The 23,374-nt window shown below is 67.9% G+C and carries 29 protein-coding genes and 5 tRNA genes; 21 read left to right on the top strand and 13 right to left on the bottom strand.

Translation table 11 applies throughout. The features are described from left to right. The first annotated feature begins 165 nt into the window (after nt 1–165). From ACSVDD_RS15110 to ACSVDD_RS15130, 5 genes are all read left to right on the top strand, one after another. Complete coding sequence (locus ACSVDD_RS15110) at nt 166–903, top strand: M48 family metallopeptidase (protein ID WP_448190195.1); 738 nt, start codon at nt 166–168, stop codon at nt 901–903. 143 nt (nt 904–1,046) lie between these two features. After that, nucleotides 1,047–1,652, top strand: coding sequence for a response regulator (locus ACSVDD_RS15115; RefSeq protein WP_448190196.1), 606 nt, complete (start codon nt 1,047–1,049; stop codon nt 1,650–1,652). Next, on the top strand, nt 1,649–2,212 hold the full coding sequence (locus tag ACSVDD_RS15120) for a hypothetical protein (RefSeq protein ID WP_448190197.1): 564 nt from the start codon (nt 1,649–1,651) through the stop codon (nt 2,210–2,212). The genes ACSVDD_RS15115 and ACSVDD_RS15120 overlap by 4 nt, the downstream gene beginning before the upstream one ends. 93 nt (nt 2,213–2,305) lie before the next feature. After that, nucleotides 2,306–3,499 carry a multidrug effflux MFS transporter gene (locus tag ACSVDD_RS15125; RefSeq protein WP_448190198.1) on the top strand — a complete coding sequence of 398 codons (1,194 nt, stop codon included), beginning with the start codon at nt 2,306–2,308 and terminating at the stop codon, nt 3,497–3,499. 463 nt (nt 3,500–3,962) lie between these two features. Beyond that, entirely contained in the window at nt 3,963–5,099 is a 1,137-nt protein-coding gene (locus tag ACSVDD_RS15130; RefSeq protein ID WP_448190199.1) for a type III PLP-dependent enzyme, read from the top strand. 68 nt (nt 5,100–5,167) lie between these two features. On the opposite strand, the gene ACSVDD_RS15135 is transcribed toward ACSVDD_RS15130, so the two are convergent. From ACSVDD_RS15135 to ACSVDD_RS15175, 9 genes are all read right to left on the bottom strand, one after another. Then, nucleotides 5,168–5,386: a DUF1127 domain-containing protein gene (locus ACSVDD_RS15135; protein WP_448190200.1), complete on the bottom strand. Its 219-nt coding sequence runs from the start codon at nt 5,384–5,386 to the stop codon at nt 5,168–5,170. Between the two features lie 165 nt (nt 5,387–5,551). Then, nucleotides 5,552–5,872 carry a type II toxin-antitoxin system RelE/ParE family toxin gene (locus ACSVDD_RS15140; RefSeq protein ID WP_448190479.1) on the bottom strand — a complete coding sequence of 107 codons (321 nt, stop codon included), beginning with the start codon at nt 5,870–5,872 and terminating at the stop codon, nt 5,552–5,554. Next, nucleotides 5,872–6,090 (bottom strand): hypothetical protein, encoded by a 219-nt coding sequence (locus ACSVDD_RS15145; RefSeq protein WP_448190201.1) that lies wholly within the window; start codon nt 6,088–6,090, stop codon nt 5,872–5,874. The genes ACSVDD_RS15140 and ACSVDD_RS15145 overlap by 1 nt, the downstream gene beginning before the upstream one ends. Before the next feature lie 50 nt (nt 6,091–6,140). Beyond that, a complete protein-coding gene (locus tag ACSVDD_RS15150; RefSeq protein ID WP_448190202.1) occupies nt 6,141–6,377 on the bottom strand; it encodes a hypothetical protein in 237 nt (78 codons plus the stop codon). 125 nt (nt 6,378–6,502) lie between these two features. Then, nucleotides 6,503–6,886: a gamma-butyrobetaine hydroxylase family protein gene (locus tag ACSVDD_RS15155; protein WP_448190203.1), complete on the bottom strand. Its 384-nt coding sequence runs from the start codon at nt 6,884–6,886 to the stop codon at nt 6,503–6,505. After that, nucleotides 6,886–7,137 carry a Trm112 family protein gene (locus ACSVDD_RS15160; RefSeq protein WP_448190204.1) on the bottom strand — a complete coding sequence of 84 codons (252 nt, stop codon included), beginning with the start codon at nt 7,135–7,137 and terminating at the stop codon, nt 6,886–6,888. Before ACSVDD_RS15160 ends, ACSVDD_RS15155 begins: the two co-directional genes overlap by 1 nt. Nucleotides 7,138–7,171: 34 nt before the next feature. Further along, the gene (locus ACSVDD_RS15165) at nt 7,172–7,843 is read right to left on the bottom strand and encodes an LON peptidase substrate-binding domain-containing protein (RefSeq protein WP_448190205.1); all 672 of its coding nucleotides are present in this window, start codon (nt 7,841–7,843) and stop codon (nt 7,172–7,174) included. 40 nt (nt 7,844–7,883) lie between these two features. Next, nucleotides 7,884–8,810 carry a tetratricopeptide repeat protein gene (locus ACSVDD_RS15170; RefSeq protein WP_448190206.1) on the bottom strand — a complete coding sequence of 309 codons (927 nt, stop codon included), beginning with the start codon at nt 8,808–8,810 and terminating at the stop codon, nt 7,884–7,886. Between the two features lie 72 nt (nt 8,811–8,882). After that, nucleotides 8,883–9,422, bottom strand: coding sequence for a prolyl-tRNA synthetase associated domain-containing protein (locus tag ACSVDD_RS15175; RefSeq protein ID WP_448190207.1), 540 nt, complete (start codon nt 9,420–9,422; stop codon nt 8,883–8,885). 157 nt (nt 9,423–9,579) lie between these two features. Here ACSVDD_RS15175 and ACSVDD_RS15180 point away from each other — a divergent pair. From ACSVDD_RS15180 to ACSVDD_RS15210, 7 genes are all read left to right on the top strand, one after another. Beyond that, nucleotides 9,580–9,654 (top strand) — tRNA-Gly (locus tag ACSVDD_RS15180). A gap of 288 nt (nt 9,655–9,942) precedes the next feature. Beyond that, a complete protein-coding gene (locus ACSVDD_RS15185) occupies nt 9,943–10,191 on the top strand; it encodes a hypothetical protein (RefSeq protein ID WP_448190208.1) in 249 nt (82 codons plus the stop codon). After that, nucleotides 10,191–10,394: a hypothetical protein gene (locus ACSVDD_RS15190; RefSeq protein WP_448190209.1), complete on the top strand. Its 204-nt coding sequence runs from the start codon at nt 10,191–10,193 to the stop codon at nt 10,392–10,394. Before ACSVDD_RS15185 ends, ACSVDD_RS15190 begins: the two co-directional genes overlap by 1 nt. Before the next feature lie 95 nt (nt 10,395–10,489). Beyond that, nucleotides 10,490–10,576 (top strand) — tRNA-Leu (locus ACSVDD_RS15195). 5 nt (nt 10,577–10,581) lie between these two features. Next, nucleotides 10,582–10,657, top strand: a tRNA-Ala gene (locus tag ACSVDD_RS15200). Nucleotides 10,658–10,717: 60 nt separating this feature from the next. Beyond that, nucleotides 10,718–10,794, top strand: a tRNA-Asp gene (locus ACSVDD_RS15205). Between the two features lie 4 nt (nt 10,795–10,798). Next, nucleotides 10,799–10,873: transfer RNA gene (locus ACSVDD_RS15210), tRNA-Gly, on the top strand. 277 nt (nt 10,874–11,150) lie between these two features. Here the strand turns inward: ACSVDD_RS15210 and ACSVDD_RS15215 are convergent. The 3 genes from ACSVDD_RS15215 to ACSVDD_RS15225 all read right to left on the bottom strand — a co-directional run bounded on the left by ACSVDD_RS15215 (nt 11,151) and on the right by ACSVDD_RS15225 (nt 14,179). Further along, a complete protein-coding gene (locus ACSVDD_RS15215; RefSeq protein WP_448190210.1) occupies nt 11,151–11,483 on the bottom strand; it encodes a hypothetical protein in 333 nt (110 codons plus the stop codon). Nucleotides 11,484–11,692: 209 nt separating this feature from the next. Beyond that, a complete protein-coding gene (locus ACSVDD_RS15220; RefSeq protein ID WP_448190211.1) occupies nt 11,693–11,956 on the bottom strand; it encodes a hypothetical protein in 264 nt (87 codons plus the stop codon). A 27-nt stretch (nt 11,957–11,983) separates the two neighbouring features. Beyond that, nucleotides 11,984–14,179, bottom strand: a complete 2,196-nt coding sequence (locus ACSVDD_RS15225; RefSeq protein WP_448190212.1) for a hybrid sensor histidine kinase/response regulator — start codon at nt 14,177–14,179, stop codon at nt 11,984–11,986. A gap of 135 nt (nt 14,180–14,314) precedes the next feature. On the opposite strand from ACSVDD_RS15225, the gene ACSVDD_RS15230 reads away from it, so the two are divergent. The 8 genes from ACSVDD_RS15230 (at nt 14,315) to ACSVDD_RS15265 (ending at nt 19,776) form a co-directional block, all read left to right on the top strand. Continuing rightward, a complete protein-coding gene (locus ACSVDD_RS15230; RefSeq protein WP_448190213.1) occupies nt 14,315–15,418 on the top strand; it encodes an NAD(P)/FAD-dependent oxidoreductase in 1,104 nt (367 codons plus the stop codon). Between the two features lie 336 nt (nt 15,419–15,754). Next, nucleotides 15,755–16,228, top strand: coding sequence for an Hsp20 family protein (locus ACSVDD_RS15235; protein WP_448190214.1), 474 nt, complete (start codon nt 15,755–15,757; stop codon nt 16,226–16,228). 49 nt (nt 16,229–16,277) lie between these two features. Then, nucleotides 16,278–16,496, top strand: coding sequence for a DUF1150 family protein (locus ACSVDD_RS15240; RefSeq protein ID WP_448190215.1), 219 nt, complete (start codon nt 16,278–16,280; stop codon nt 16,494–16,496). Between the two features lie 119 nt (nt 16,497–16,615). Continuing rightward, nucleotides 16,616–17,674 (top strand): hypothetical protein, encoded by a 1,059-nt coding sequence (locus ACSVDD_RS15245; protein ID WP_448190216.1) that lies wholly within the window; start codon nt 16,616–16,618, stop codon nt 17,672–17,674. 250 nt (nt 17,675–17,924) lie between these two features. Continuing rightward, nucleotides 17,925–18,170, top strand: coding sequence for an AbrB/MazE/SpoVT family DNA-binding domain-containing protein (locus ACSVDD_RS15250; protein ID WP_448190217.1), 246 nt, complete (start codon nt 17,925–17,927; stop codon nt 18,168–18,170). After that, on the top strand, nt 18,167–18,505 hold the full coding sequence (locus ACSVDD_RS15255; protein WP_448190218.1) for a type II toxin-antitoxin system PemK/MazF family toxin: 339 nt from the start codon (nt 18,167–18,169) through the stop codon (nt 18,503–18,505). The genes ACSVDD_RS15250 and ACSVDD_RS15255 overlap by 4 nt, the downstream gene beginning before the upstream one ends. 65 nt (nt 18,506–18,570) lie before the next feature. Continuing rightward, nucleotides 18,571–19,131, top strand: a complete 561-nt coding sequence (locus ACSVDD_RS15260; RefSeq protein ID WP_448190219.1) for a Uma2 family endonuclease — start codon at nt 18,571–18,573, stop codon at nt 19,129–19,131. A 69-nt stretch (nt 19,132–19,200) separates the two neighbouring features. Beyond that, nucleotides 19,201–19,776, top strand: coding sequence for a hemerythrin domain-containing protein (locus ACSVDD_RS15265; protein WP_448190220.1), 576 nt, complete (start codon nt 19,201–19,203; stop codon nt 19,774–19,776). Between the two features lie 180 nt (nt 19,777–19,956). Here ACSVDD_RS15265 and acnA read toward each other — a convergent pair whose 3' ends face one another. Further along, nucleotides 19,957–22,647, bottom strand: coding sequence for an aconitate hydratase AcnA (gene acnA, locus ACSVDD_RS15270; RefSeq protein WP_448190221.1), 2,691 nt, complete (start codon nt 22,645–22,647; stop codon nt 19,957–19,959). Between the two features lie 186 nt (nt 22,648–22,833). On the opposite strand from acnA, the gene rraA reads away from it, so the two are divergent. Further along, nucleotides 22,834–23,331: a ribonuclease E activity regulator RraA gene (gene rraA, locus ACSVDD_RS15275; RefSeq protein WP_448190222.1), complete on the top strand. Its 498-nt coding sequence runs from the start codon at nt 22,834–22,836 to the stop codon at nt 23,329–23,331. The last annotated feature ends 43 nt before the right edge of the window (nt 23,332–23,374 follow it).

Below are 23,374 nucleotides of genomic sequence, written 5' to 3' on the forward strand. Positions count from 1 at the left end.
GCCCGATAATTACTCTAAGTCGCAATTATCTTGCAACGGCGGCGCTCTTGTCAAATGAGACGATCGTCTATGGCCTGGGACGACGCCGGATCGAACACGCGACAATGGGCAGAAACCGTCCGGCCCCTCTGTTGCCGAACCATGCCGCCGGTCTATAAAGGGAACATGATCACCCATCGCACTTCCAAGGGCACCTCCGCCGGCACCTCCGGGGGAACGCGGGCGCTGGCGATCGCCGGCCTGCCCGTCCCCCTCGAACTGCGCGAAAGCGCCCGCACCCGCCGGCTGACGCTGCGGGTGGACGCCGGGCGCGGCCTCATCCAGGTGGTGGTGCCTACCGGCATTTCCGAAGCCGAGGTGCACCACTTCATCCGCCGCCACGACGGCTGGCTGCGCGCGCGCCTGGAGGCACTGCCGCCGCGCCTGCCCTTCGCCGATGGATCAATGGTGCCGGTGCTGGGCGTCGACCATGTGATCCGCCATGTTCCCGAACTGCGCGGCGGCACCCGGCGCGAGGACGGATTGCTGCTGGTCGGCGGCCGGCCCGAGCATCTGGAACGCCGCGTCCACGATCACCTCGTGGCGGAGGCGCGCCGCGAACTGGCCGAGCGCGCCCGCGCCAAGGCGGCGCTGCTCGGCAAGCGGGTGACGGCGGTGACGGTGCGCGACACCCGCAGCCGCTGGGGAAGCTGCGCCGCCGATGGCCGGCTGTCCTTCTCTTGGCGGCTGATCCTGACGCCCGAGGCGGTGCTCGACTACGTGGTGGCGCACGAGGTGGCGCACCTGAAGGAAATGAACCACTCCAAGAGCTTCTGGGCGGTGTGCGCCGGGCTGACCGCCGAGGTGAAGGCGCCCCGCGCCTGGCTGAAGGCGAACGGCGCCCGGCTGCTGCGCTACGGCTGACGATATAGGCCTAAGGCCGGCAGCCTACGGTCGTAGGTCGTGTTGCAACACAATTACAATCACACTTAACCTTTGGGGGTATCGTTTGATTGCAAACGGTGTTGGGCGCGGACCGCAACGCGCCGGACGCCTCGGGAGGCAGCATGAAAGGATATGCCTTCGACAAGGCCAGCGTGCTGCTGGTGGACGACAGCGCCTGGATGCGCGTCATCCTGCGCCAGATGCTGAAAGCGCTGGGCTTCTCCCACATCGCCGAAACCGACAACGGCGAATCCGCGCTGGCGACCGTGAAGACCTCCCCGCCCGACATCGTCCTGGCCGACTGGGACATGCGGCCGATGAACGGGCTGGAGCTGACGCGGCGCATCCGCCGGCTGCCCGGCGAGGCGCGCTTCGCGCCGGTCATCATGATCTCCGCCTTCAGCACGCTGGGCAACGTGCTGGCGGCGCGCAACGCCGGGGTCAGCGAATTCCTGGTCAAGCCGGTGGCGCCGCAGACGCTCTATCATCATCTGGTCGCCGTCATCGAACGGCCGCGGATGTTCGTCGAGGCGCCGGGCTATTCCGGGCCGGACCGGCGGCGCCGGGACGTGCCGGACGGCGCCGGCCACAACCGCCGCCGCGGCGACCGGGAGCAGCCGCCACTGCCGCCGAACCTTACGGAACGGCAACTCTCGCAGGCCGAGATCTCCGCCATCATGAACGGCGTCATGGATCCCATGGCCGAACCGATGGAGGCACGCGGATGAGCACCGGGACCGCTTCCGACTCCGTGAAAATCTTCCGCCCGCCGAACCGGCTGAAGAGCAAGGTCGGCCACGGCAGCGCCACCCTGCCCGCCACGGTGCCGCCCACCTTCCAGGCGCTGGTGCACGCCAGCGCCGCCGAGTATGCCCGGCACCTGGACCGGCAGATCCGCCAGCTGCGCGCGCTGGCGGCGGCGGCCAAAGGTCAAGGTGGGGGTAAGGGCGAAGGCGGCATCGACGCGGACACCATCTTCACCATTGCCCACCAGATCCGCGGCGAGGCGAAGACGTTCGGCTTCGCCTGCGTCGGCTGCATCGCCGACTCGCTGTGCAAGTTCTTCGAAGCCGGCGGCCACGGCCGCGCGCGCAGCGACGCGGTGATCGTGCTGCACGTGGACACCATGACCATGCTGAAGGCGGAGAGCGACACCCAGGGCGAGGAGATGGCGGCCACCGTGGCGCAGACGCTGTACGAGGGGCTCGCCCGCGCGGTGCGGCACGTCCTCACGCCGTGCGACGGCGCCGACTGCTCCGAGATCGGGCGGCCCTGCGGGCTGAGCTGAGGGAAACGCGTCGAGGATGCGGAAGGGGACAGCGCCCACGCCTGCGCGTATAGTGCCGGACCGTCCCCACCGCACCTCCCGGTTCTCCTGCGCATGCCTCGTCCCGATTCCCTGGCCATTCGCGTGCTGCTGACCGCGCTCGTTGCGTTCGGGCCGCTGTCCACCGACCTCTATCTGCCGTCGCTGCCCTCGCTGGTGGCGGTGTTCGGCACCGACATCGTCACCGTGCAGCTCACCCTGTCGGTGTTCCTGGTGGGCTTCGCGGGGGCACAGCTGGTCTACGGGCCGCTGTCCGACCGCTATGGCCGGCGGCCGGCGCTGATCACCGGCGTGACGATCTATCTGGCGGCGAGCGTGGCGTGCGCGCTGGCCGCCAGCATCGATCAGCTCATCGTCGCGCGGGCGTTCCAGGCGGTGGGGGCGTGCTGTGGGCCGGTGGTGGCGCGCGCGGTGGTGCGCGACGTGTTCGGCCGCGATCGGGCGGCCACCATCCTGGCCTACATGTCCATGGCGATGGCGATGGCCCCGGCGGTCGGCCCGGTGCTCGGCGGCCTGCTGACCGAGCTGTTCGGCTGGCGCTCCAACTTCGTGGTGCTGATTCTGGTGGCGATGGCGGTGCTGGCGGCGACCCTGCTGCTGTTGAGCGAGACCAACGAGCACCGCGACGCCGAGGCGCTGAGGCCGTCGCGGCTGCTCGGCAACTACATCCGGCTGTTCCGCGACCGCGCGTACGTCGGCTACATGCTGACGGTGGCGTGCGCGTACAGCGGCATTTTCGCGTTCATCTCCGGCTCCTCCTTCGTGCTGATCGGCCAGCTGCACCTGTCGCCAGCGGCCTACGGCCTGAGCTTCGGCGGCGTGGTGGTGGGCTATATGGTGGGGACGTTCCTCGCCGGGCGGCTGTCGCACCGCCTGGGAGTCGACCGCATGGTGCGCCTGGGCACGCTGATCTCGGTTATGAGCGGGCTGCTCGGCGCGGCGCTGGCGGCGGCGGACGTGACGAGCGTTGCCACGGTGGTCGGGCCGATGTTCCTCTTCATCCTCGGAGTCGGAATGACGATGCCCAACGCCATGGCCGGCGCCGTCGGGCCGTACCCGACCATGGCCGGGCTGGCCTCGGCGCTGATGGGATTCGTGCAGATGACGGTGGCCGCGGTGGTCGGCATCCTCGTCGGGCACCTCTACGACGGCACCGCGCTGCCGATGATGGGGGCGGTGGCGCTGGTGGCGCTGGGGGCGGCGGGGGCGTATCGGGCGCTCGCCGCGAAGGGCGCCGCAGCGGCCTGAACGCCGCCGCAAAACCGCATCCAAGCCATTGTTTTCAATGAATGTTTTCGATGCCCGCACACCCCTGCGGACCGCGTGTCGGTTTTTTTACAGCGTCATGGATTTTTCTCTTTTCTCTGCGGCCCATTGGATCTATGTAACGCGAACTCGCAAGCGCACGTGCCGCTGGCCCGCCCTCGTCCATCGAGATAGTGGTTATGCAACGACGTAACGCGTGATTTCCGACCGTCCCTTAAGCAAGGCGGCGACTTGGAGGTTACGATGGTTCATGTTGTTGTCGGTGGGCTTGGGCCCACCCGTCTCCGACAGCTCCCGCTACAGTCCAGTATGGACAAACGGACGTCCAGTATGGGCGGCCTGAACGCCTGACCGGCATCTTCGGTCAGATTTACCCGTTCGGCCGCTCCGCACCCGACGCCACACCCCCGCTTTGTCTTTATTTGCTTTCGTCCGGGAGACTGGGATGAACGAGAAGATTGCGCGCTTCTTCGAGGAGCGACGCCCGCAGACCCCGTGCCTCGTCGTGGACCTCGACGTGGTCGAGCAGAACTACCACGCGCTGGCCGACGCCCTGCCCGACGCCCGCATTTACTACGCCGTGAAGGCCAACCCGGCGCCGGAGATCCTGTCGCTGCTGTCGCGCTTGGGCTCGGCGTTCGACACCGCCAGCGTGCCGGAAATCCAGATGGTGCTGGGCGCCGGCTGCACGGCCGACCGCATCTCCTACGGCAACACCATCAAGAAGGAATCCGACATCCGCCGCGCCTTCGAACTGGGCGTGCGGCTGTTCGCCTTCGATTCGGTCGAGGAACTGGAGAAGATTTCGCGCGCCGCCCCCGGCTCGCGCGTGTTCTGCCGCATCCTGACCTCGGGCGAGGGCGCGGAGTGGCCGCTGTCGCGCAAGTTCGGCTGCGACCTGAAGATGGCCCGCGACCTGCTGCTGAAGGCCAAGACCATGGGGGTCGAACCGTGGGGCGTGTCGTTCCACGTCGGTTCGCAGCAGAAGGACGTCATGCAGTGGGACCTCGCCATCCATGAAGTGGCGATGCTGTTCCGCGAGTTGGAGATCCTCGGCGTCGACCTCGGCATGATCAACCTGGGCGGCGGCTTCCCGACGCGCTACCGCTCGGACGTGCCGGAATCGGCGGCTTACGGTCAGGCGATCTTCGACAGCCTGCGCCGCCACTTCGGCAATCACATCCCCGAGACGATCGTCGAGCCCGGCCGCGGCATGGTCGGCAACGCCGGCATTATCGAGAGCGAAGTGGTGCTGGTGTCCCGCAAGTCGAACACCGACACCAAGCGCTGGGTCTATCTGGACATCGGCAAGTTCGGCGGCCTCGCCGAGACCATGGACGAAGCCATCCAGTACCCCATCGAGGTGCTGGGCGAGTCGGCGGACGCCGACACCGAGGCGGTGGTTCTGGCCGGCCCGACCTGCGACAGCGCCGACGTGCTGTACGAGAGGGCCGAGTACAAGCTGCCGCTCGACCTGAAGGCCGGCGACCGCGTGCGCATCCACGCCACCGGCGCCTACACGACGACCTACGCCGCCGTCTGCTTCAACGGCTTCGAGCCGCTCCAGCAGTACTGCATCTGATCGGTTCGGTTCCGGCACGAAAAAGGCCGCTTCCCTCCGGGGAAGCGGCCTTTTCGTTTGGCGGCGCCTTACGAGCGCCAGAACGGCTTGGAGATTTCGCGCTCCACGTCGACGTTGCTGACGCCGATGTCGTGCAGCATGCGGTCGTCGAGTTGGGCAAGCTCGCGGCGCGACGCGGCGCGGGAGTGCCACTCGGCCACGGTGTCGAGGAACTGGTTCAGGCGATGGGAAACGATCGTCGCCAGGGAATGGTCCAGGTGCTGGACCGAGCGCAGAGCCATGCTCATGGTGGTGATTCCGTTTTTTGTACCGAAGGGGCCGCCCCGTCCGGGCCGCCGCGCCTTCTGTGTGCGTTGGTTAATGAGAAATATAATTACCCGATTTTCAGCCCACTCACCAACGCCGGATGGACATGCCCGGCGTGTGGTTTTGCCATGACTGCCGCGGCGATGTCACAGAAGCGAGGGACGAGGCCTGTTCTGGCCCGGTTGCCAGATGCGGATCACCACGATGTCGCCCGCGCTCTCCGGCACGTCGGCGTCGTTCTGGATCCGATAGATGACGGTATGCTCCTCGACGACGCGCTCCCGCAGGCCGGGCTCGTCGCTCGGCGAGCCAATGAACGGGTACCGCTCCAACTCACGCAGAGCCCGGACAATGGCTGAGGCTTTCCGCTTGGCACGCGGGCCTGAACCGGGTTGAGAGTACCAAGTGCGTATCTGTTCGAGATCGCGCGTCGCCATCGGCGACAGGATGACCCGGCGACGGACCATCAACGGATGCGTCCAAGACCTTTGATGACGCGTGGCTGGGGCATCGGCAGTTCGTCCGGCGTATCCCAGGACTCGACCCAGGCTTCCACCTCGTCGAGCGGAACGCCCAGTCCTTCATCGATGTCCCGGAGCCCCTCCTGGACAGCTACACGCTTTTCCGCCGACAGCGCGTCGGTGGGGATGGGGGCGGTCGTGCGGAAGCGGTGGAAACCAGCCATACCCTAACAATAGCGTGCCGGATGCCCCGGTTCCAGGGTGATGGACAGCCTCAGGAAACCTGCGTGTATCCGGCCACTTGGGCGTGGTGCATCACCACGACGGCCTTGCGGCCGATCTCCAGCGCCAGGACGCTCAGCGCCACCAGCGACACGACAAGCGCCGCACGGGCCAAGCCGCGCATCTTCATCCGGCGCTTGCGCCTCACGTCCTGGCCACGGGCCTGAAGCTGGCGGCGGACCATCCAGCGGCGCTGCTCAAGGCGCTCGTCAACCCAATCCATCGTCACGGCTCGCCTCCCTTTTGGAGGTAAATCATATTCGTGACGCTTTTATATAAAATTTTATCTATAAAAGCAAGGGCGCCCGTGGCCGGACGGCCCGCGGCGCCACGCCGCACCCCTGCGCACACCCCTCAGCGGGCGCGCGGGTCGCGGCTGTAGCCCTTTTCCTCAAGCTCGGCCAAGTATTCGGCCCACAGCCGATCCTGGTTCTCGCCCAGCTCGTACAGGTAGGACCACGTATAGATGCCGCTGTCGTGCAGGTCGTCGAACTGGATGCGCAGAGCGTAGTGGCCGACCGGCTCCAGCGACATGATGCCGACGTGCATCTTGCCGCGCTGAAGCGTCTTCTGCCCCGGCCCGTGGCCCTGCACCTCGGCGGACGGGCTCTCGACGCGCAGGAACTCGGCCGGCAGCGAGAAGCTGCGGCCGTCGTCGAAGTCGATCTCCAGCCGCTTCTCGGCCGCCTTGAGGCGGACCTCGGTCGGCCAATGCTGGGTGCCGCGATCCTCGGCCATCACGCTGCACCGGGCCCGCGGACCGGGGCATGGTCGTCGAGCCGGCGCGCCTCGTCGATCAGCATGATCGGGATGCCGTCGCGGATCGGATAGGCCAGACTGGCGCGCTCGCTGATCAGTTCGTTGCGCTCCGAATCGTAGCGCAGCGGACCCTTGGTCAGCGGGCAGACGAGGATCTCCAGCAGCTTGCGGTCGACGCGCGCCTGCGTCTTGCCTTCGCCGGCCTTGTCCTCAGAAGTCGATGCGCTCATGGAAGCGGCCCGCCTGTGTTGGTGTCTTTACGTGTCAATGGCGCGGCAGCGCGGTGCCGTCGCCCTCGTGGCCGTCGAGAATGGCCATCTCGATCAGCGCGATCAAGAGCTTCGCGCGTTCCGGCAGGTCGGGAGCCTCCAGAAGCGCTTGTTTCTCGCTCGCCTCGAAGGGGCAGATCATCGCCAGCGAGGTCACCAGACGCTCGTCCGGCGTGCCCTCGATGGCCTCCCAGTTGGCCGAGATGCCCTGGGCCTTGAAATACCCCTTCAGCCCGCCGAGCAGCCGGTCGCGGTCGATGCCGCCGGACGCCTCGCCGTCCAGGTCGGCGGCGAAGCGCTCCCAGGCCGGATGGACCCGGCGGTAGCCGCGCTCGCACGGCAGCTCGCGCAACGCCGTGAATCGGCACACGCCGGTCAGCGTGATCAGCAGCCGGCCGTCCTCGGTCTCCGCGAAGGAGGTGATTCGCCCGGCGCACCCCGTTTCGTACAGCGCCGGCGCCTTGGCGCGCGACGCCGGGTCGGTGGGCTGGATCATGCCGATCATGCGGTCCGCCGCCAGCGCGTCCGCGACCATCGCCAGATAGCGCGGCTCGAAGATGTTGAGCGGCAACCGGCCGCGCGGCAGCAGCAGCACCCCCGGCAGCGGGAACACGGGCAGCTCGCGCGGCAGTCGGTCGATGGTCGGGTCGAAGGGGCTCCGGCTCATGCCTGTAAAATAGAAGCCCCCGCCCGGTCGAACAGGCTTATCAACTGAACAGGATAGTCGACAGCCGGCGGCGCGTCGAAATGGTCAGCGGATCGGTCGGCCCGAACGCCTCGAACAGCTTGACCAGCTGCTTGCGCGCGGCCTCCTCGTTCCAGGTGCGGTCGCGGCGCACCACCTCCAGCAGCTCGTCCACCGCCGCCTCGCGCTTGCCCGCCGCGTACAGCGCCATGGCAAGGTCGTAGCGCGTCTGATGGTCGTTCTTGTCGTGCGCCAGCTTTTCCATCAGCTCGGTGACCGGGCCGGCGCTCTTGGCCTGCTCGGCGACCTCCAGGGCGGTCTTGGCGGCGATCAGGTCCTTGTCCTTGGCCAGCGCCTCGGGTGCGTCGGCGATCATCTGCTTGGCGCGGTCCAACTCACCGCCGACGATCAGGCAGCGCACGAGACCGGCGTAGGCGGCCGCGTTCTCCGGCACCGCCTGATGGATCTGGCCGTAGATGTCCGACGCGGTGGCGACGTCGCCGGTGTCCAGCGCCTCCTTGGCCTGGGCCAGCGCGTCCTCCAGCATCTCGTCCATGCCGCCGGCCCCGCCGGCCAGCTTGGTCAGGCGATCGACGAAGGCCTTGATCTGCGACTCGGGCTGGGCGCCGACGAAGGCGTCCACCGGGCGGCCCTGGAAGAAGGCGTACACCGCCGGGATCGACTGCACGCGCAGCTGCTGGGCGATCATCGGGTGCTGGTCGGTGTCGATCTTGACCAGCTTCACCGCGCCCTTGGCGGCGCGCACCGCCTTTTCGATGGCCGGGCCGAGCTGTTTGCACGGGCCGCACCAGGGCGCCCAGAAATCGACGATCACGGGCGTGTCGCGCGACGCCTCGATGACGTCGGCCATGAAGGTGCGGTCGGAACCGTCCTTGATCAGGTCGGCGGAGGAAGCGGCGGCGGCGGTGTTGGGCGGCGGAGAGAACATGGCTTTGGCAATCCCGTTTGAATCTCGCGTGATTAAATGAGCGCGCGGTGCGGCGGTAGCAAGGATTTCAGCTCATTCTACAGGGTCCGCACCGAAATCGACAATGCGCGGTTCGTGCCCGCAGGCCCGGATGAAGGCCAACAGGTCCGCCGGCCGGATCGCCGTGGTCCGATCGTTCAGCAGAGGATGATAGTTCAACGGGTCGTGGTCCAGCATCGCCTTTTGCAGGACGACGTTGACGCGGTGCCCGGTGTCGTTGACCAGTGCGAACGGCGTCACCGAGCCCGGCCGCACGCCCAGCACCTCCCACAGCCGCTCGGCGGAAGCGAAGGACAGCCGGGCCGAGCCGATCACCTTGTCGAAACTGTTGAGTGCCACCGGCGCATCCTCCAGCGCCACCACCAGCCAGTACTGGTCCTTGCGGTCCTTGAGGAACAGGTTCTTGCAGTGGCCGCCGGGCAGCGCGCCGCGCAGCGCCTTGCTCTCCTCCACGGTGAACAGCGGCGGGTGGCTGTGGGTGACGGTGGCGAAGCCGAGCGCGTCCAGGCGGGCCAGAAGCTGTTCCGGTGCGGTCGACAAGGGGGCCGGTGCGGTGGTGTGATCGTGAGCCATGGCCTGGGTTTTACCGTGCCTTCCGGGCCTCCGTCCAGCCGTCGAAAAAAAACGTAACAAGGCGCTTGCATTGAAAAATCCGATCTGTATATTCCGCCGCACGCCGCCGGACGGACCGCCTCGAACGAGGCAAACGGGACGAACGACGGCACGGAGCGCGGGCGTAGCTCAGGGGTAGAGCACAACCTTGCCAAGGTTGGGGTCGAGGGTTCGAATCCCTTCGCCCGCTCCATTCTCTCCCAAGGGAGAGCCGCGGTGAAGAAGGCCGGCCTTGTGCCGGCCTTTCGCTTGTCCGGGGCACGCTCCGGACCGCGACCACCCCATCGATTTGCTCCCCCTCCCGATCGCCACGCGCCCCCGGCTCGCCCGCATGGAAGCGCAGAGCTTGTACGGCAGGGAACTTTTGCTCGATGCTCAAGGCGGTATGTATACTGGCGGCTCGACGAGTCGTCTGGCGACCGTCAACTGCCTGAGGTGCCGGCGTGCGGTGACGCACCACCCCGGCCAAGAGAGAGACACCATGAGCAACCTTCATGAAAAACCGATGCGGGAGCGGATGGCGCGGTGGATCCGGTCATCGGCTCCGGCTGTCGTGTCAGGGGCGACGACGCCGGACGAGGTGCTTGACGCTCTGCTCGACGTGATGCTTTCCGCGCCGGACGGCGCGCCGATCTATGAAGCCGGGCGCGGCGAACTCCCCTCGCGAAGCGCCGGCGAAGCGAAGGCCGCATTCACCGCCATGATCGACTCCATAAAGGCGGGTGCATAATGGCCCGCACCCCGACCGTCGCCATCGGCGACCGCTTCACCCGTACGGGCCAGCTCGAGAAGGTCTACGTCGTCACCGGCATCCGGACCAAGCCGGGGGAGCCGTCGCACGCGCAACTCGCCCTTGAAGGCGGGGGCGGGCCGATTCTGATCGGCCTCTCGGCGCTGACCGACCGCAGCCTGTACCAGCGGGTGCAGCCGTGATGCCGAAACAGTGCGGCCTGTGACGCTTTCTGCTTGAGTATGGCCGCGCTCCCGCCTATACCCGCCATCCCGCGTCACCCCAGATGACGCGGGATGCGCTCGTGGCGGAATTGGTAGACGCGCTAGGTTCAGGTCCTAGTGGCTGAAAGGCCGTGGGGGTTCGACTCCCTCCGAGCGCACCATTTGGGGGGCCGTAGCTCAGCTGGGAGAGCGTCGCAATGGCATTGCGAAGGTCAGGGGTTCGATCCCCCTCGGCTCCACCATTTTTCGATAATTGGTGCTTGCGTCTTCGGCCAAGCTCCCGTACAAGGCCGCTCCCTTGCGCGGGTGTAGCTCAGTTGGTTAGAGCGCCGGCCTGTCACGCCGGAGGCCGCGGGTTCAAGTCCCGTCACTCGCGCCAGTATGCGGGCGTAGCTCAGGGGTAGAGCACAACCTTGCCAAGGTTGGGGTCGAGGGTTCGAATCCCTTCGCCCGCTCCATTCTCTCCCAAGGGAGAGCCGCGGAGCAGAAGGCCGGCCTTGTGCCGGCCTTTCGCATGTCTGGGGCACGCGGAGGCGAGCGAACCGCGATCCTCAGCTTACCGGTGTCCCTTGCGCCGTCCCCGTGCGGCAGGGCGCGGAGCGCCGAGCGCGAACACCACGACCAGCGCGGCGATGAACAGCGCGAGCAGAACCCACATCATGGCGCGACCTCTGGATGATGGGCGGATGACGGGCGTGCGTCGATCCTAACACGCCGGAGCGCGCCGGCTCGACATCACTTCAGGCCATCGCCGTACCGCCGGCAATCGCGCTCGTCGCTGCCGGGGCTGGCGTGGCCGCCGTTGGAGGTTCGATAGTCCGGGTCGTCGCAACGGCCATTGTTGGCGTAGCGCGAGCGCTCCCGGTCGTGGTGCCGGTGGCCGGACGAGTGGTTGTAGCGGTAGTCACTGTCATCGCTGTCGGAGCCGCTGGCCGCCAGGACGCCGAGGCCGATGACGACCGCTCCGATCAGCAGCGCCCCCGCCACGTCTTCCCCGGTGGTGTTCGCACAACCGGACGCCAGCAGCGAGCCCGCCACAGCGCCGGAAATCAGAATCTTCGAGCGCATTTCAGGCTCCTGTTGCCGACCACCCTTCACCAACAAGCATAATATTGTTTTTAATCCGAATCAAAAGCCCGCCCCGTTGCCGGGGCGGGCGAGTTGTCAGAAGGGAGAGTCCATGGCGTGATCGAACCCTATCAGCGAACAGCCCCCCGCGCGAACGTGGAGGCGGATAGGGGAGCGGCGCGGATGGGGGACTCCGGACGCGGACAGCCTCACTGCTTTCGGAGTGGCTTGGACCGGCCGGGCTCCCGCGGACGCGCCGGCTTGCGAGCCCGGATGACCACGTCGACGACGGCGCCGGACAGCATGCCGCCGACGACGAACAGGATGCCGGTGCCGACCGCGCCCATCAGTTCCGCCCCGGCCCCAGCTCCGGCCCCCGCTCCAGTGTTGTCGAGGATGAGCGCCAGCGCGACCCGCACCACCCCCGCCAGCAGGCCGATCATTCCCAGCGCGCGGCTGAAGTACCAGTTCATCGCCGTTTTCCGGTCCGTTCGCATCCGTCAGCCCGCCTTGACCGACGCCGGTGCCGGCACCGCCCTCGCCGCCGGATGCAGCCAGTGTTGAATGGTGCCCAGAAGCGCATCGCGCTCCACCGGCTTGGCCACGTGGCCGTCCATGCCGGCGGCGCGGCAGCGCTCGATCTCCTCCGGCTGGACGGAGGCGGTCAGCGCCACGATGGGCACCGCGCCGTTGCCGCCGGGCAGCGCGCGGATCGCCTTGGTGGCCAGCAGCCCGTCCATCACCGGCATCTGCAAATCCATCAGAACCAGATCGTAACGCTGCCGCCGCACCGCCTCCACCGCCTGGGCGCCGTCGTCGGCAATGTCCACCGTGTGGCCGGCCTTGCGCAGCATGGTGCCGGTCAGCTCCTGATTCATCGCCAGATCCTCGGCCAGCAGGATGCGGCCGTGGCGCGGCGCGTCGGCGGCGTGCGCCCCGCCCGCCGACGACGCGGCCAGCGCCGCGGCGTCGGGCACCGGCAGGGTCAGCGTGACGTGGAAGGTGCTGCCTACCCCGGCGACGCTGTGGAAGCCGATTCTGCCGCCCATCGCCTCGGTCAGCGCCTTGGAGATGGCGAGGCCGAGGCCGGTGCCGCCGTACTTGCGGGCCACCGTGCGGTCCACCTGGGAGAATTTCTCGAACAGCAGCGCCTGCTTGTCCGGCGCGATGCCGATGCCGCTGTCGGCGACGACGAAGTTCAGCGTCACTGTGCCGATAGCCGCGTCCAGGCGCAGCACCGACAGCGCGACCCCGCCCCGCGGGGTGAACTTCACCGCGTTGGACAGCAGGTTCAGCAGGATCTGCCGCAGCCGCACCGCGTCGCCGGTGACGCACGCCGGCAGGTCGGGGGCGAGGTCCAGGCGCAGGTCCAGCCCCTTCTCGCGCGCGTCGGGCTGCACCAGGGCCACCACCTGCTCCACCGCCTCGCGCAGGTCGAAGGGCGCCGAATCGACGCGGACCTTGCCAGCCTCGATCTTCGAGAAATCCAGCACGTCGTTGATAATCGCCAGCAGCGACCGGCTCGCCTGACGGAGCTGGCGGGCGTAGTGGCGCTGGTCGGCGGTGGTCGCCAGATCCTCCAGGAAGGTGGCGTAGCCGATGATGCCGTTCATCGGCGTGCGGATCTCGTGGCTCATGGCGGCCAGGAAGTCGGACTTGGCGCGCGCCCCGGCCTCCGCCTGTTCCTTGGCCTCGGCCAGCGAGGCGACGAGGCGGCGGTGCTCGGTCACGTCGCGCGACGTGCCCAGCAGCCGCACCACCCGGCCGTCCACGCCGGACAGCGGCACCAGCACCGTGTCCCAGGTGCGCGTGCTGCCGCCCAGATCCGCGGTAATCTCGAACCGGACCGTCTCGCCCACCGCGACGCAGCGGCGATAGTGTTCGATGCAGGTTGCCGCCACGTCGGGCGGCAGCACCTCGTCCGGCCGCCGGCCGGTGCCGGCGCCGTTGGCGATGCCGAGCCAGCGCTCGGTGGCGGGGTTGAAGGACTGGAAGGTGAAGCCGCCGTCCGCCACGTCGACGACGAACAGGCTGTCGGTCGCCTCGTGGAACAGCGCGCGGTAGTGCGCCTCGCTCAGCGTCAGCGCCGCCTCGGCGGCGTGCCGCCGCTCCTCCAGGCGCAGCAGCGTGCCCAGGAAGGCGGTGCCCACGCTGTTGGCGACCAGCAGCGGCAGCGCCAGCGTGCCGACCACCGCGGCGCCGCGCTCGACCCCCATGACCGGAACCACCACCGCAAGGCTGGCGCTGGTGGTGAACAGGCCGAGCGCCGCCAGCCGGAGCGTGTCCAGCGGCCAGCCGCGCCGACGCGCCAGCGCCGCGTAGCCCAGCGCCGTCGCCGTCACCGCCGCCAGCGCCAGCAGCCCCGCCGGGGCGCCGCTGCCGCCGAGGAACAGCCGGTAGCCGCCGGCCATGGCGCCGGCGATCAACGCCGCCACCGGCCCGCCGTACAGCGCCGCCAGCGCCAGCATGGTGGAGCGCGCGTCGAGGATCACGCCGGGCATCACCGTGACCGCCTGGATCATGGCGAACACCGCACCGGCGCCGAAGAAGACGCCCAGGACGATCTCCTGCGCACGCGGATTGCGCCGCACGGCACCCAGCCGGCCGCGCACCACGCCATAGCCGACGACGATGATGGCGAACAGGCCGATGTGCTGAAGGATACCGAGGACGGCGTGTGCAGTGTCGCCTGCCATGAACCAAGTCCGTCAGAGGCGTGGATTAGCGCAAAACCATACACGCATCCGGGACGGATGTCCGTGGATTCGGTGGTTGCGCGCCGCGCCGATTGCCCCCACCCTTCCCCCCGTCATCACAAGCGGAGACGGTGCATGGAGCGGGTGGAGTGCGTGGTCGTCGGAGCCGGGGTGGTCGGGCTGGCGGTGGCCCGCCGGCTGGCGCTGGCCGGGCGTGAGGTGATCGTGCTGGAGGCCGAGGACGCCATCGGCACCGCCACCAGCTCGCGCAACTCCGAGGTCATCCACGCCGGCATCTACTACCCCACCGGCACGCTGCGGGCGCGGCTGTGCGTCGCCGGGCGGGACGCGCTGTACGCCTACTGCGCCTCGCACGGCGTCGAGCACAAGCGCATCGGCAAGCTGATCGTCGCCACCGACGAGGGCCAGCTGGCCAGGTTCGAGGCGATCCGCAAGCAGGCCGCGCTGAACGGCGTCGACGATCTGCGCCTGCTGAGCGCCGCCGAGGCCATCGCGCTCGAGCCCAACCTGCACTGCGTGGCGGCGGTGCTGTCGCCGTCCACCGGCATCATCGACAGCCACGGCCTGATGCTGGCGCTGCGCGGCGAGGCGGAGGAGCACGGCGCCATGCTGGCCTTCAAGAGCCCGCTGGTGGCCGGCCGCCTGACCGATTCCGGCATCGAAATCGAGGCCGGCGGGGCCGAGCCCATGCGCATCGCCTGCGACGTGCTGGTCAACTGCGCCGGCCTGGGCGCCTGGGACGCCGCCCGCGCGCTGGAGGGTTTCCCGGCCGGGCACGTGCCGCCGCGGTTCCTCGCCAAGGGCAACTACTACGCGCTGGCGCACGGGCGCTCGCCGTTCTCGCGGCTGGTCTACCCGATGCCGATCGAGGGCGGCCTGGGCGTGCACATCACGCTGGACCTCGCCGGGCAGGCGCGCTTCGGCCCGGATGTGGAGTGGGTGGATCGCGTCGAGTACAGCGTCGATCCGGCGCGCGCCGACTCCTTCTACGCCTCGGTGCGCCGCTACTGGCCGGAGCTGCCGGACGGCGCACTGGTGCCGGCCTATTGCGGCATCCGCCCGAAGCTGACCGGCCCCGGCCAGCCGCAGGCGGACTTCCTGATCCAGGGGCCGGAGACGCACGGGGTGCCGGGGCTGGTCCATCTGTTCGGCATCGAGTCGCCGGGCCTGACCTCCTGCCTCGCCATCGCCGACCATGTGGCGGAGCTGTTGGGATAAGCAGGGACACAAGATTCACACGGATTTTGGGGATTTGAACACGGATTACACGGATTTTTTTGATGCTTGCAGCGCATCGGCTTTCCCGCAAGCCGATGCTGCGCACGAATAAAAAAATCCGTGTAATCCGTGCCTAAATCCGTGCAATCCGTGTGAATCCTGTGTCTCCCACGGCACAACGCGCCAAACCGGCGAGGACCGCCAAAGCCTTGACCGAAAGATAGGCTTCCCCACTTATTGTTCAGGCCAGCGCCGACGACCTCGGGCTGCGCCACCCGTCGGGCGCCGGAAACGGGCCCTTTGCAGCAACTCGCTCAGTCCCGAGGAGGATGCGCCATGTCGACACGTCTTTCGCTTTTCAACAGCCCGCTTCTGCTCGGCTTCGACCAGTTCGAGCGCACGCTGGACCGCATCGCCAAAAGCTCGGCCGAGGGCTACCCGCCCTACAACATCGAGCAGACCGGCGACGACGGCCTGCGGATCACGCTCGCGGTGGCCGGTTTCTCAGCCGAAGATCTGTCGGTGCAGATCGAGGACAACCAGCTCGTCATCCGCGGACGCCAGCAGGACGACAAAAGCCGGATCTATCTGCACCGCGGCATCGCCGCCCGCCAGTTCCAGCGCAGCTTCGTGCTGGCCGAGGGGATCGAGGTGATCGGCGCGTCGCTGGACAACGGCCTTCTGAACATCGACCTGACGCGGCCGATGCCCGAGCCCAAGGTGCGCACCATCAAGATCGAGCAGCCCAAGCCCGACGACGGCGGCACCGCCCGCACCATCGACGTGGCGCCCGACCGCTCCGACGCCTGACGCAGCACCGCTCTCTTTTTGAAGCCCGCTCTTTAAAGAAAGTGCCGACATGAACACCTCCCCCGCCATCGTGCGCCACCTGTCCGCCGAGGATTTCGCGGCCTTCGGCGTCGATCATCTGGCCTACGTCAAGCCGGTCCTCGTCAACGGGGTCGCCGCCTTCGCCATCCACGCCGCCGACGGCACGCCGCTGACCGTGCTGCCCGACCGCGACGTGGCCTCCGCCGCCGTCCGCCAGAACGACCTGGAGCCGGTGAGCGTCCACTGACGCTCACCGGTACGCCACCCCGGCGGTATTCCGGCTTGTGTCGGGCGCGCCGCCCGGTATTGTAAGGAAAGCTGGCGGCAGGACCACTCGGCCTGGTTCGCGTTTTCAGGAGAGAGTCCGTGAGCGGCGGTCAACAGGCGGAGAGCGACGACGCACGGCGCAAGGCCTGGGATGACGAGGCACGCGACGCCCTGCACATCCTTCCCCTGTCCATGATTCCACTCGAGACGCCGGGGTTGCAGCACGCGCGCCTGATCAAGAACGTGCGCCTGGAAACCGTCATCGAGATCTTCAACGACGCCCAGACCGGCAGCGGTCAGGTAAAGCCGCGCGACATTCCTGTCTATTTCGAATCCTACAAGGAGGAGGTCGAGCGCGACCTGCCGAAGATCGAGAAGATCGCGCAGGCCGCCAGCTTCGACGTCTACACCTCGCGCATCGAGTTGCGCCGGCTGAACATCGACATCAGCCACCACGAGGCGCTGACCCTGTCGGACAAGAAGAAGGTCGAACTGACGCAGTACATGACCGTCTTCACCCGCCCGCTGATGGAGTTCGTCTACGGGTCGGAGAATGTGGAGATCGACAGCGTCGACCAGCTCATCAAGATGTTCGCCTCGCCCAACCGCGAGGAGGCGCTGCGCAATCTGCGCATGATGGCCGACCGGCTGGACATCGGGCTGATGGACATCCCGAATTTCCTGGAGGACTACGGCGACATCTTCCTGTCGCTGGCCTATTTCAAGAAATGCCTGGACGATCTCGTCCCCGAGATCCAGCGCTTCCTGTCCTGGATGGCCGAGATCCGCTCCTCCACCGAGGTCAAGCGCGACGCCCGGCAGGTGAAGATGCTGGACGACATCAGCCGCGACCTGACCGACATCTCGACCTCGATCACCGGCCGGTTCGAGAGCTTCGACAACCGGTCCCGCGATTTCTGGCGCGACATCAACGCCGAGACCTTCCGCTCGATCCGCGAACTGATCACCGCGCACCACGTGACCATCGGCGGCGTGCTGTGCGGTCTGGCGGTGAAGATGGACCTGTGGAAGGCCCGCTTCGCCCGCGGCGGCGGCGGCCCCAACCGCCGCCTGGAGTTCATCAAGTCCGAGATCCTGCCGGGCATGGCCCGCATCAAGAGCCTGGAACAGTCGGCGGCGAGCCACGCGCAGCATTGAGGCCGGTCCCTCCTTCCGTTTCCGCGACGCCCTGCCGCACGACGGCTTGACCGCCATCAACCCGACGCCCGCCGGATACGGCCACGATTCGGCTGCATCGTGCGTACCCACTCCAATGCCGGGGACTCCCGCCGTGGGGGCCGGAGCTGTGCGCTCCGGTCCCCGCGATTCTTTTCGGCAGACGCCGGGAAGCGCTTTGTATATCCCGCGGATATCCCATATCATCGTCATGGACGGGATGGAGGACGGCATGCAGGTTCAACTCGCCCGCTGGGGCAACAGCCTCGGCGTTCGCATTCCCAAGGACATCGCCTGCCGCGTCGGCCTCGCGGAGGGCGCTCGCGTGGACATCGAGGCGGAAGGCGACCGGATCATCATCTCCGTAAGCCGCCCGCACTACACACTCGACGAACTGCTGGAGGGCATCACCCCCGAGGAGATGCGCGCGGCGTTCGATTGGGGTCCCGACGCCGGCCGCGAGGCCGTGGGCGAATGAGCTATGAGCCTGATGCCGGCGACCTGATCTGGACCGATTTCGATCCGCGCGTCGGGCGCGAACAGAGCGGACGCCGGCTGGCGCTGGTGGTGTCACCGGCAGCGTTCTGGCGCGTCTCCGGCTTCGCCATCGTCTGCCCGATCACCACCCGCGTGCGCCCCTTCCCCACCAGCGCCGTGCTGCCCGACGGCCTGCCGCTTTCCGGCGAGGTGCTGACCAGCCACGTGCGCAGCATCGACACGCTGGCCCGCCCCATCGCTTACGCCGGCAGCGCCGTGCCGCCGGCCACGCTGGCCGAGGTACGGGCGAAGCTGGCCGCGCTGATGGGGATGTGACGCCCCCTTCACCACGGGAGCGCTTTGCGTCACACTGGCGTTGTGGACGTGGAGGAGAACGCGGCATGGCCAACGCGGCGCAACGGATCGACCCCGTGACCCTGGAGGAATTCCAGGCCATGCGCTTCGGCGACCGCAAGGCCGAGCTGATCGACGGCGTGATCGTGGTGGCGCAGGCGTTTCCAACGTCGCGGCATGGGCAGATCGCCGCCACCATCGGCGCGCACCTGTTCAACGCCATCCGCGCCGGCAAGCTACCCTGCCGCACGGAAACCGGCACCGGCGTGGAGATCCGCCTGGACCGCGACTACAATCTCGGTCCGGACGTGCTGGTCCGTTGCGGCAGCGACCGCAACACGCCGGGCGCCCCGGCGCTGGTGGTGGAGGTGCTGTCGCCGTCCAACAGCGCCACCGAAATGATGAAGAAGCTGCACGCCTATCAGGCGGTGGACAGCCTCACCGACATCCTGCTGGTCGAGCAGGACGCCTACGCGGTCGAGCACTGGACCCGCACCGTCAACGGCGCCTGGACTCTGGCGCCGCATTTGAGCGGCCCCACCGCGGTGCTGGTGTTGCCACGGTTCGGCGCGGAGTGGCGGCTGGAGGAACTGTACGGGGACGCCTGACTGGAACGCCCCTCCCCGCCCGCTGTTGCCTGCCTGTTACCCCACAACCGGCAGGAAAGGACGGAACCCATGGCGACGGACACGGGATGGTTCTCCGGGCGCAGCTTGGCCGCGTTTGCCGGGGGTGCGGTGGTGGCCCTCATCGCCAGCCGGGTCCTGCCACCGATCCTGGCCCAGGCGGCGGGCTCGGCGCAGGCCGCCGCCGGGCGCGATCCGTTCGACGCGCTGGCCGAGGATCACCGGGCCATCCTCTCGCTGCTCGACGCGCTGGAGCGCAGCCCGGACAACGCTCCCTTCAACCGCACGCAACTGCTGCTCCGCCTGAAGCGCCGGCTGGCCGCGCATGCGCTGGCCGAGGAAGACGTGGTCTATCCGCTGCTGTTCGACCGGGCGCGGGCGACCGAGGACACCCGGCACCTCTACGACGAGCACGCCGACATGAAGGTGCGACTGTTCGCGCTGGAGCAGACGCCGAAGGACGATCAACGCTGGAACGGCCTCGTCCGGGAATTGAAGACCCTGATCGAAGGCCACATCCGCCAGGAGGAAGAGGTCGATTTTCCGAAACTGCGCGAGCGCCTGGACAAGAAGGACACCGTCCTGGTGTCCGGCACCATTCAGCGCGAAAAAGCGCTGATCCTCTAAAGCGTATTTCCCTTCATCTTGAAGCCCCTCTCCCCTCGCGGGAGAGGGGTTTGGGGAGAGGGGGCATGCCGCACGGCAGTGCGGTGAAAAGCGACTGGCCGGCGCTGCCGGCGCCACCCTCTCCCCAACCATCGGCGCTTGCACGCGCCGATCCCGTAGAGGGAGAGGGGCTTTAAGTCTCTACGCCGCCAGATTCCGCAGCACGAAGTTCAGCACCCCGCCGTTGCGGTAGTACTCGACCTCGTCCAGCGTATCGATGCGCAGCAGCAGCTTGTGCTCCTCCTTGCGCCCATCGGCCCGCGTGACGGTCAGCGTCACGTCCTTGCGGGGCCGCAGATCCTGCTCGATGCCGACCACGTCGAAGGCTTCCGAGCCGTCCAGCTTCAAATCGTTCCGCGTCAACCCGTCCTTGAACTGTAGGGGGAGGATGCCCATCCCCACCAGATTCGAGCGGTGGATGCGTTCGAAGCTCTCGGCGATCACAGCCTTGATGCCCAAGAGCTTGGTGCCCTTGGCCGCCCAGTCGCGCGACGAGCCCGTGCCGTACTCCTTGCCGGCGATCACCACCAGCGGCACGCCCTCCTGGGCGTAGCGCATGGCCGCGGTGTAGATCGGCATGCGCTCGCCGGACGGCATGTGCCTGGTCTCGCCGCCCTCGACGCCCGGCACCAGTTCGTTCTTGATGCGGATGTTGGCGAAGGTGCCGCGCATCATCACCTCGTGGTTGCCGCGCCGGGCGCCGTACGAGTTGAAGTCCTGCGGGCGCACTTGGTAGCTCAGCAAATACTCGCCGGCCGGACTGGTCTTCTTGATCGAGCCGGCGGGCGAGATGTGGTCGGTGGTGATGGAATCGCCCAGCACCGCCAGCGCCCGCGCCCCGTGCACGTCCGACACCGCCCCCGGCGTGCGCGGCATGTCCTGGAAGAAGGGCGGCAGCTTCACGTAGGTCGAGGCTTCCTGCCACTTGTAGGTCTGCCCCTCGGCGGTGGCGATGGCCTGCCACTCCGGCGGCCCCTTGAACACGTCGCCGTAGCGGGCGCGGAACATCTCCGGCGACAGGGAGGCGTTGATGGCGTCGTTCACCTCGCGGGCGCTCGGCCAGATGTCCTTCAGGTAGACCGGCTGGCCGTCCTTGCCGGTGCCCAGCGGGTCCTTGCTCAAGTCGATGCGCATGTTGCCGGCCAGCGCGTAGGCGACGCACAGCGGCGGGCTGGCGAGGTAGTTGGCGCGGGTGTGCGGGTTGACACGACCCTCGAAGTTGCGGTTGCCGGACAGCACGGCGGCGACCACCAGATTGCCTTCCTCCACCGCCGCGGCGATGGGGTCGGGCAGCGGGCCGGAGTTGCCGATGCAGGTCGTGCAGCCGTAGCCGACGATGTTGAAGCCCAACTGGTCCAGGTACGGTTGCAAGCCGGCCTTCGCCAGATAGTCGGTGACCACCTGCGAGCCCGGCGCCAGCGAGGTCTTCACCCACGGTTTCTGGGTCAGCCCCTTCTCCACCGCCTTGCGGGCGACGAGCCCGGCGGCGATCAGCACCGCCGGGTTGGAGGTGTTGGTGCACGACGTGATCGAGGCGATGACCACCGCCCCCTGCTCCAGTTCGTGATCGGCGCCCTGCACCTTGACCGTGCGGGCCGGTTCCTCGGCCTTGAACGCCTCCACCAGATCCTTGCCGAAGGACTGCGCCGCCGCGGACAGCGCCACGCGGTCCTGCGGGCGCTTCGGGCCGGCCAGCGATGGCTCGACGGTGCTGAGGTCCAACTCCAGCGTGTCGGTAAACACCGGGTCGGGCGAGCCCGCCTCGCGCCACATGCCCTGCGCCTTGGCGTAGGCCTCGACCAGGGCGATGCGGTCGGCGTCGCGGCCGGTGAACTTCAGGAAGTTGATGGTCTCGGCATCCACAGGGAAGATGCCGCAGGTGGCGCCGTACTCCGGGGCCATGTTGCCGATGGTGGCGCGGTCGGCCAGCGTCAACCCGTCCAGGCCCGGCCCGTAGAACTCGACGAACTTGCCGACCACCCCCTTCGACCGCAGCATCTGGGTGACGGTCAGCACCAGATCGGTGGCGGTCGAGCCCTCCTTCAGCGTGCCGGTCATCTTGAAGCCGACCACCTCGGGGATCAGCATGGAGATGGGCTGGCCGAGCATGGCCGCCTCCGCCTCGATGCCCCCGACACCCCAGCCCAGCACGCCCAGGCCGTTGACCATGGTGGTGTGGCTGTCGGTGCCGACCAGCGTGTCTGGATAGGCGACCAGCGTGCCGGCCGGGTCGGTGTCGGTCCACACCGTCTGCGCCAGGTACTCCAGATTGACCTGATGGCAGATGCCGGTGCCCGGCGGCACCACGCGGAAATTGTCGAACGCCTTCCCGCCCCAGCGCAGGAAGGCGTAACGCTCGCCGTTGCGCTCGAACTCCAGATGGACGTTCTTGCCGAAGGCGTCCCTGGTGCCGAAGAAGTCCACCATCACCGAGTGGTCGATGACCAGATCCACCGGCACCAGCGGGTTGATCTTCTTGGGATCGCCGCCCAGGTCGGCCATCGCCTCGCGCATGGCGGCGAGGTCGCAGACCGCCGGCACGCCGGTGAAGTCCTGCATCAGCACGCGGGCCGGGCGGTAGGCGATCTCGCGATCCGAGCGCTTGTCCTTCAGCCATTGGGCGACGGCCTTCACGTCGTCCACGCTGACCGAGCGGCCGTCCTCGAAGCGCAGCAGATTCTCCAGCAGCACCTTCATGGAGTACGGCAGGCGGGACAGATCGCCCAAGCCCGCCTCCTCGGCGGCCTTGATGCTGTAATAGCCGTAGCTCTTGCCGCCCACGGTCAGGGTGCGGCGGGTCTTGAGCTGGTCATGTCCGGTGAAGGTGGTCACGGGGCGGCCTCCGCTGCTGACGTCGAACGAACGGTCTTTTTGAGGATATAGAGTGCTGGTCCTGCACCGGTATAAGGCGGAAGGCAGAGATTCGATCCTCAAGCGGGCGGAAATCGTGCGTTTCGGGTGCGTTTCCCCTATCGTCGCGCCCACGCTTTGCGATTCCTGCTTCGGGAGACACCCACGATGTTCGAGAGCACCTGCGATCTCTACGACCGCTTCGAAGCCACCGCCCGCGTCGCCGACCCGGTGTTCCGCGATTTCGGCCGGCGCCACCGCTTCTCCGGCGAGGTGGTGACCGTGAAGTGCTTCGAGGACAATTCGCAGGTGAAGGAGATCCTCGCCACGCCGGGCAAGGGCAAGGTGCTGGTGGTGGACGGCGGCGGCAGCCTGCGCGCGGCGCTGATGGGCGACCTGATCGCCAAGTCGGCGGTGAAGAACGAATGGGAAGGGGTGGTCATCCACGGCTGCGTGCGCGACACCGGCGTGCTGCTCACCCTCGACCTCGGCATCAAGGCGCTGGCGGCGATCCCGCGCAAGACCGTGCGCAACGGCGAGGGCCAGACCGGTCTGCCGATCAGCTTCGCCGGCATCCGCGTCAGCCCCGGCGACCGCCTGTTCGCCGACGAGGACGGCGTGCTGGTGCTGGACGCCGGTGCCCTGGACACGTCCGGCGCAGCCTGAAGCCCAACGAGTCGCCTATTGCTTGCCGCAGTGCGGGCACGGG

This window comes from Azospirillum terrae, from assembly GCF_053470425.1.

Coding starts and splice junctions, on each gene's coding strand:
- ACSVDD_RS15250 (WP_448190217.1), top strand. CDS start 17,925: ATGCAGGTTCAACTCGCCCGCTGGGGCAACAGCCTCGGCGTTCGCATT.
- ACSVDD_RS15215 (WP_448190210.1), bottom strand. CDS start 11,483: ATGCGCTCGAAGATTCTGATTTCCGGCGCTGTGGCGGGCTCGCTGCTG.
- ACSVDD_RS15225 (WP_448190212.1), bottom strand. CDS start 14,179: ATGGCAGGCGACACTGCACACGCCGTCCTCGGTATCCTTCAGCACATC.
- ACSVDD_RS15135 (WP_448190200.1), bottom strand. CDS start 5,386: ATGAGCATGGCTCTGCGCTCGGTCCAGCACCTGGACCATTCCCTGGCG.
- ACSVDD_RS15140 (WP_448190479.1), bottom strand. CDS start 5,872: ATGGTCCGTCGCCGGGTCATCCTGTCGCCGATGGCGACGCGCGATCTC.
- ACSVDD_RS15130 (WP_448190199.1), top strand. CDS start 3,963: ATGAACGAGAAGATTGCGCGCTTCTTCGAGGAGCGACGCCCGCAGACC.
- ACSVDD_RS15110 (WP_448190195.1), top strand. CDS start 166: ATGATCACCCATCGCACTTCCAAGGGCACCTCCGCCGGCACCTCCGGG.
- ACSVDD_RS15255 (WP_448190218.1), top strand. CDS start 18,167: ATGAGCTATGAGCCTGATGCCGGCGACCTGATCTGGACCGATTTCGAT.
- ACSVDD_RS15190 (WP_448190209.1), top strand. CDS start 10,191: ATGGCCCGCACCCCGACCGTCGCCATCGGCGACCGCTTCACCCGTACG.
- rraA (WP_448190222.1), top strand. CDS start 22,834: ATGTTCGAGAGCACCTGCGATCTCTACGACCGCTTCGAAGCCACCGCC.
- ACSVDD_RS15170 (WP_448190206.1), bottom strand. CDS start 8,810: ATGTTCTCTCCGCCGCCCAACACCGCCGCCGCCGCTTCCTCCGCCGAC.
- ACSVDD_RS15165 (WP_448190205.1), bottom strand. CDS start 7,843: ATGAGCCGGAGCCCCTTCGACCCGACCATCGACCGACTGCCGCGCGAG.
- ACSVDD_RS15185 (WP_448190208.1), top strand. CDS start 9,943: ATGAGCAACCTTCATGAAAAACCGATGCGGGAGCGGATGGCGCGGTGG.
- ACSVDD_RS15260 (WP_448190219.1), top strand. CDS start 18,571: ATGGCCAACGCGGCGCAACGGATCGACCCCGTGACCCTGGAGGAATTC.
- ACSVDD_RS15265 (WP_448190220.1), top strand. CDS start 19,201: ATGGCGACGGACACGGGATGGTTCTCCGGGCGCAGCTTGGCCGCGTTT.
- ACSVDD_RS15145 (WP_448190201.1), bottom strand. CDS start 6,090: ATGGCTGGTTTCCACCGCTTCCGCACGACCGCCCCCATCCCCACCGAC.
- ACSVDD_RS15115 (WP_448190196.1), top strand. CDS start 1,047: ATGAAAGGATATGCCTTCGACAAGGCCAGCGTGCTGCTGGTGGACGAC.
- ACSVDD_RS15120 (WP_448190197.1), top strand. CDS start 1,649: ATGAGCACCGGGACCGCTTCCGACTCCGTGAAAATCTTCCGCCCGCCG.
- ACSVDD_RS15220 (WP_448190211.1), bottom strand. CDS start 11,956: ATGAACTGGTACTTCAGCCGCGCGCTGGGAATGATCGGCCTGCTGGCG.
- ACSVDD_RS15125 (WP_448190198.1), top strand. CDS start 2,306: ATGCCTCGTCCCGATTCCCTGGCCATTCGCGTGCTGCTGACCGCGCTC.
- ACSVDD_RS15155 (WP_448190203.1), bottom strand. CDS start 6,886: ATGGCCGAGGATCGCGGCACCCAGCATTGGCCGACCGAGGTCCGCCTC.
- ACSVDD_RS15175 (WP_448190207.1), bottom strand. CDS start 9,422: ATGGCTCACGATCACACCACCGCACCGGCCCCCTTGTCGACCGCACCG.
- ACSVDD_RS15235 (WP_448190214.1), top strand. CDS start 15,755: ATGTCGACACGTCTTTCGCTTTTCAACAGCCCGCTTCTGCTCGGCTTC.
- ACSVDD_RS15160 (WP_448190204.1), bottom strand. CDS start 7,137: ATGAGCGCATCGACTTCTGAGGACAAGGCCGGCGAAGGCAAGACGCAG.
- ACSVDD_RS15240 (WP_448190215.1), top strand. CDS start 16,278: ATGAACACCTCCCCCGCCATCGTGCGCCACCTGTCCGCCGAGGATTTC.
- ACSVDD_RS15230 (WP_448190213.1), top strand. CDS start 14,315: ATGGAGCGGGTGGAGTGCGTGGTCGTCGGAGCCGGGGTGGTCGGGCTG.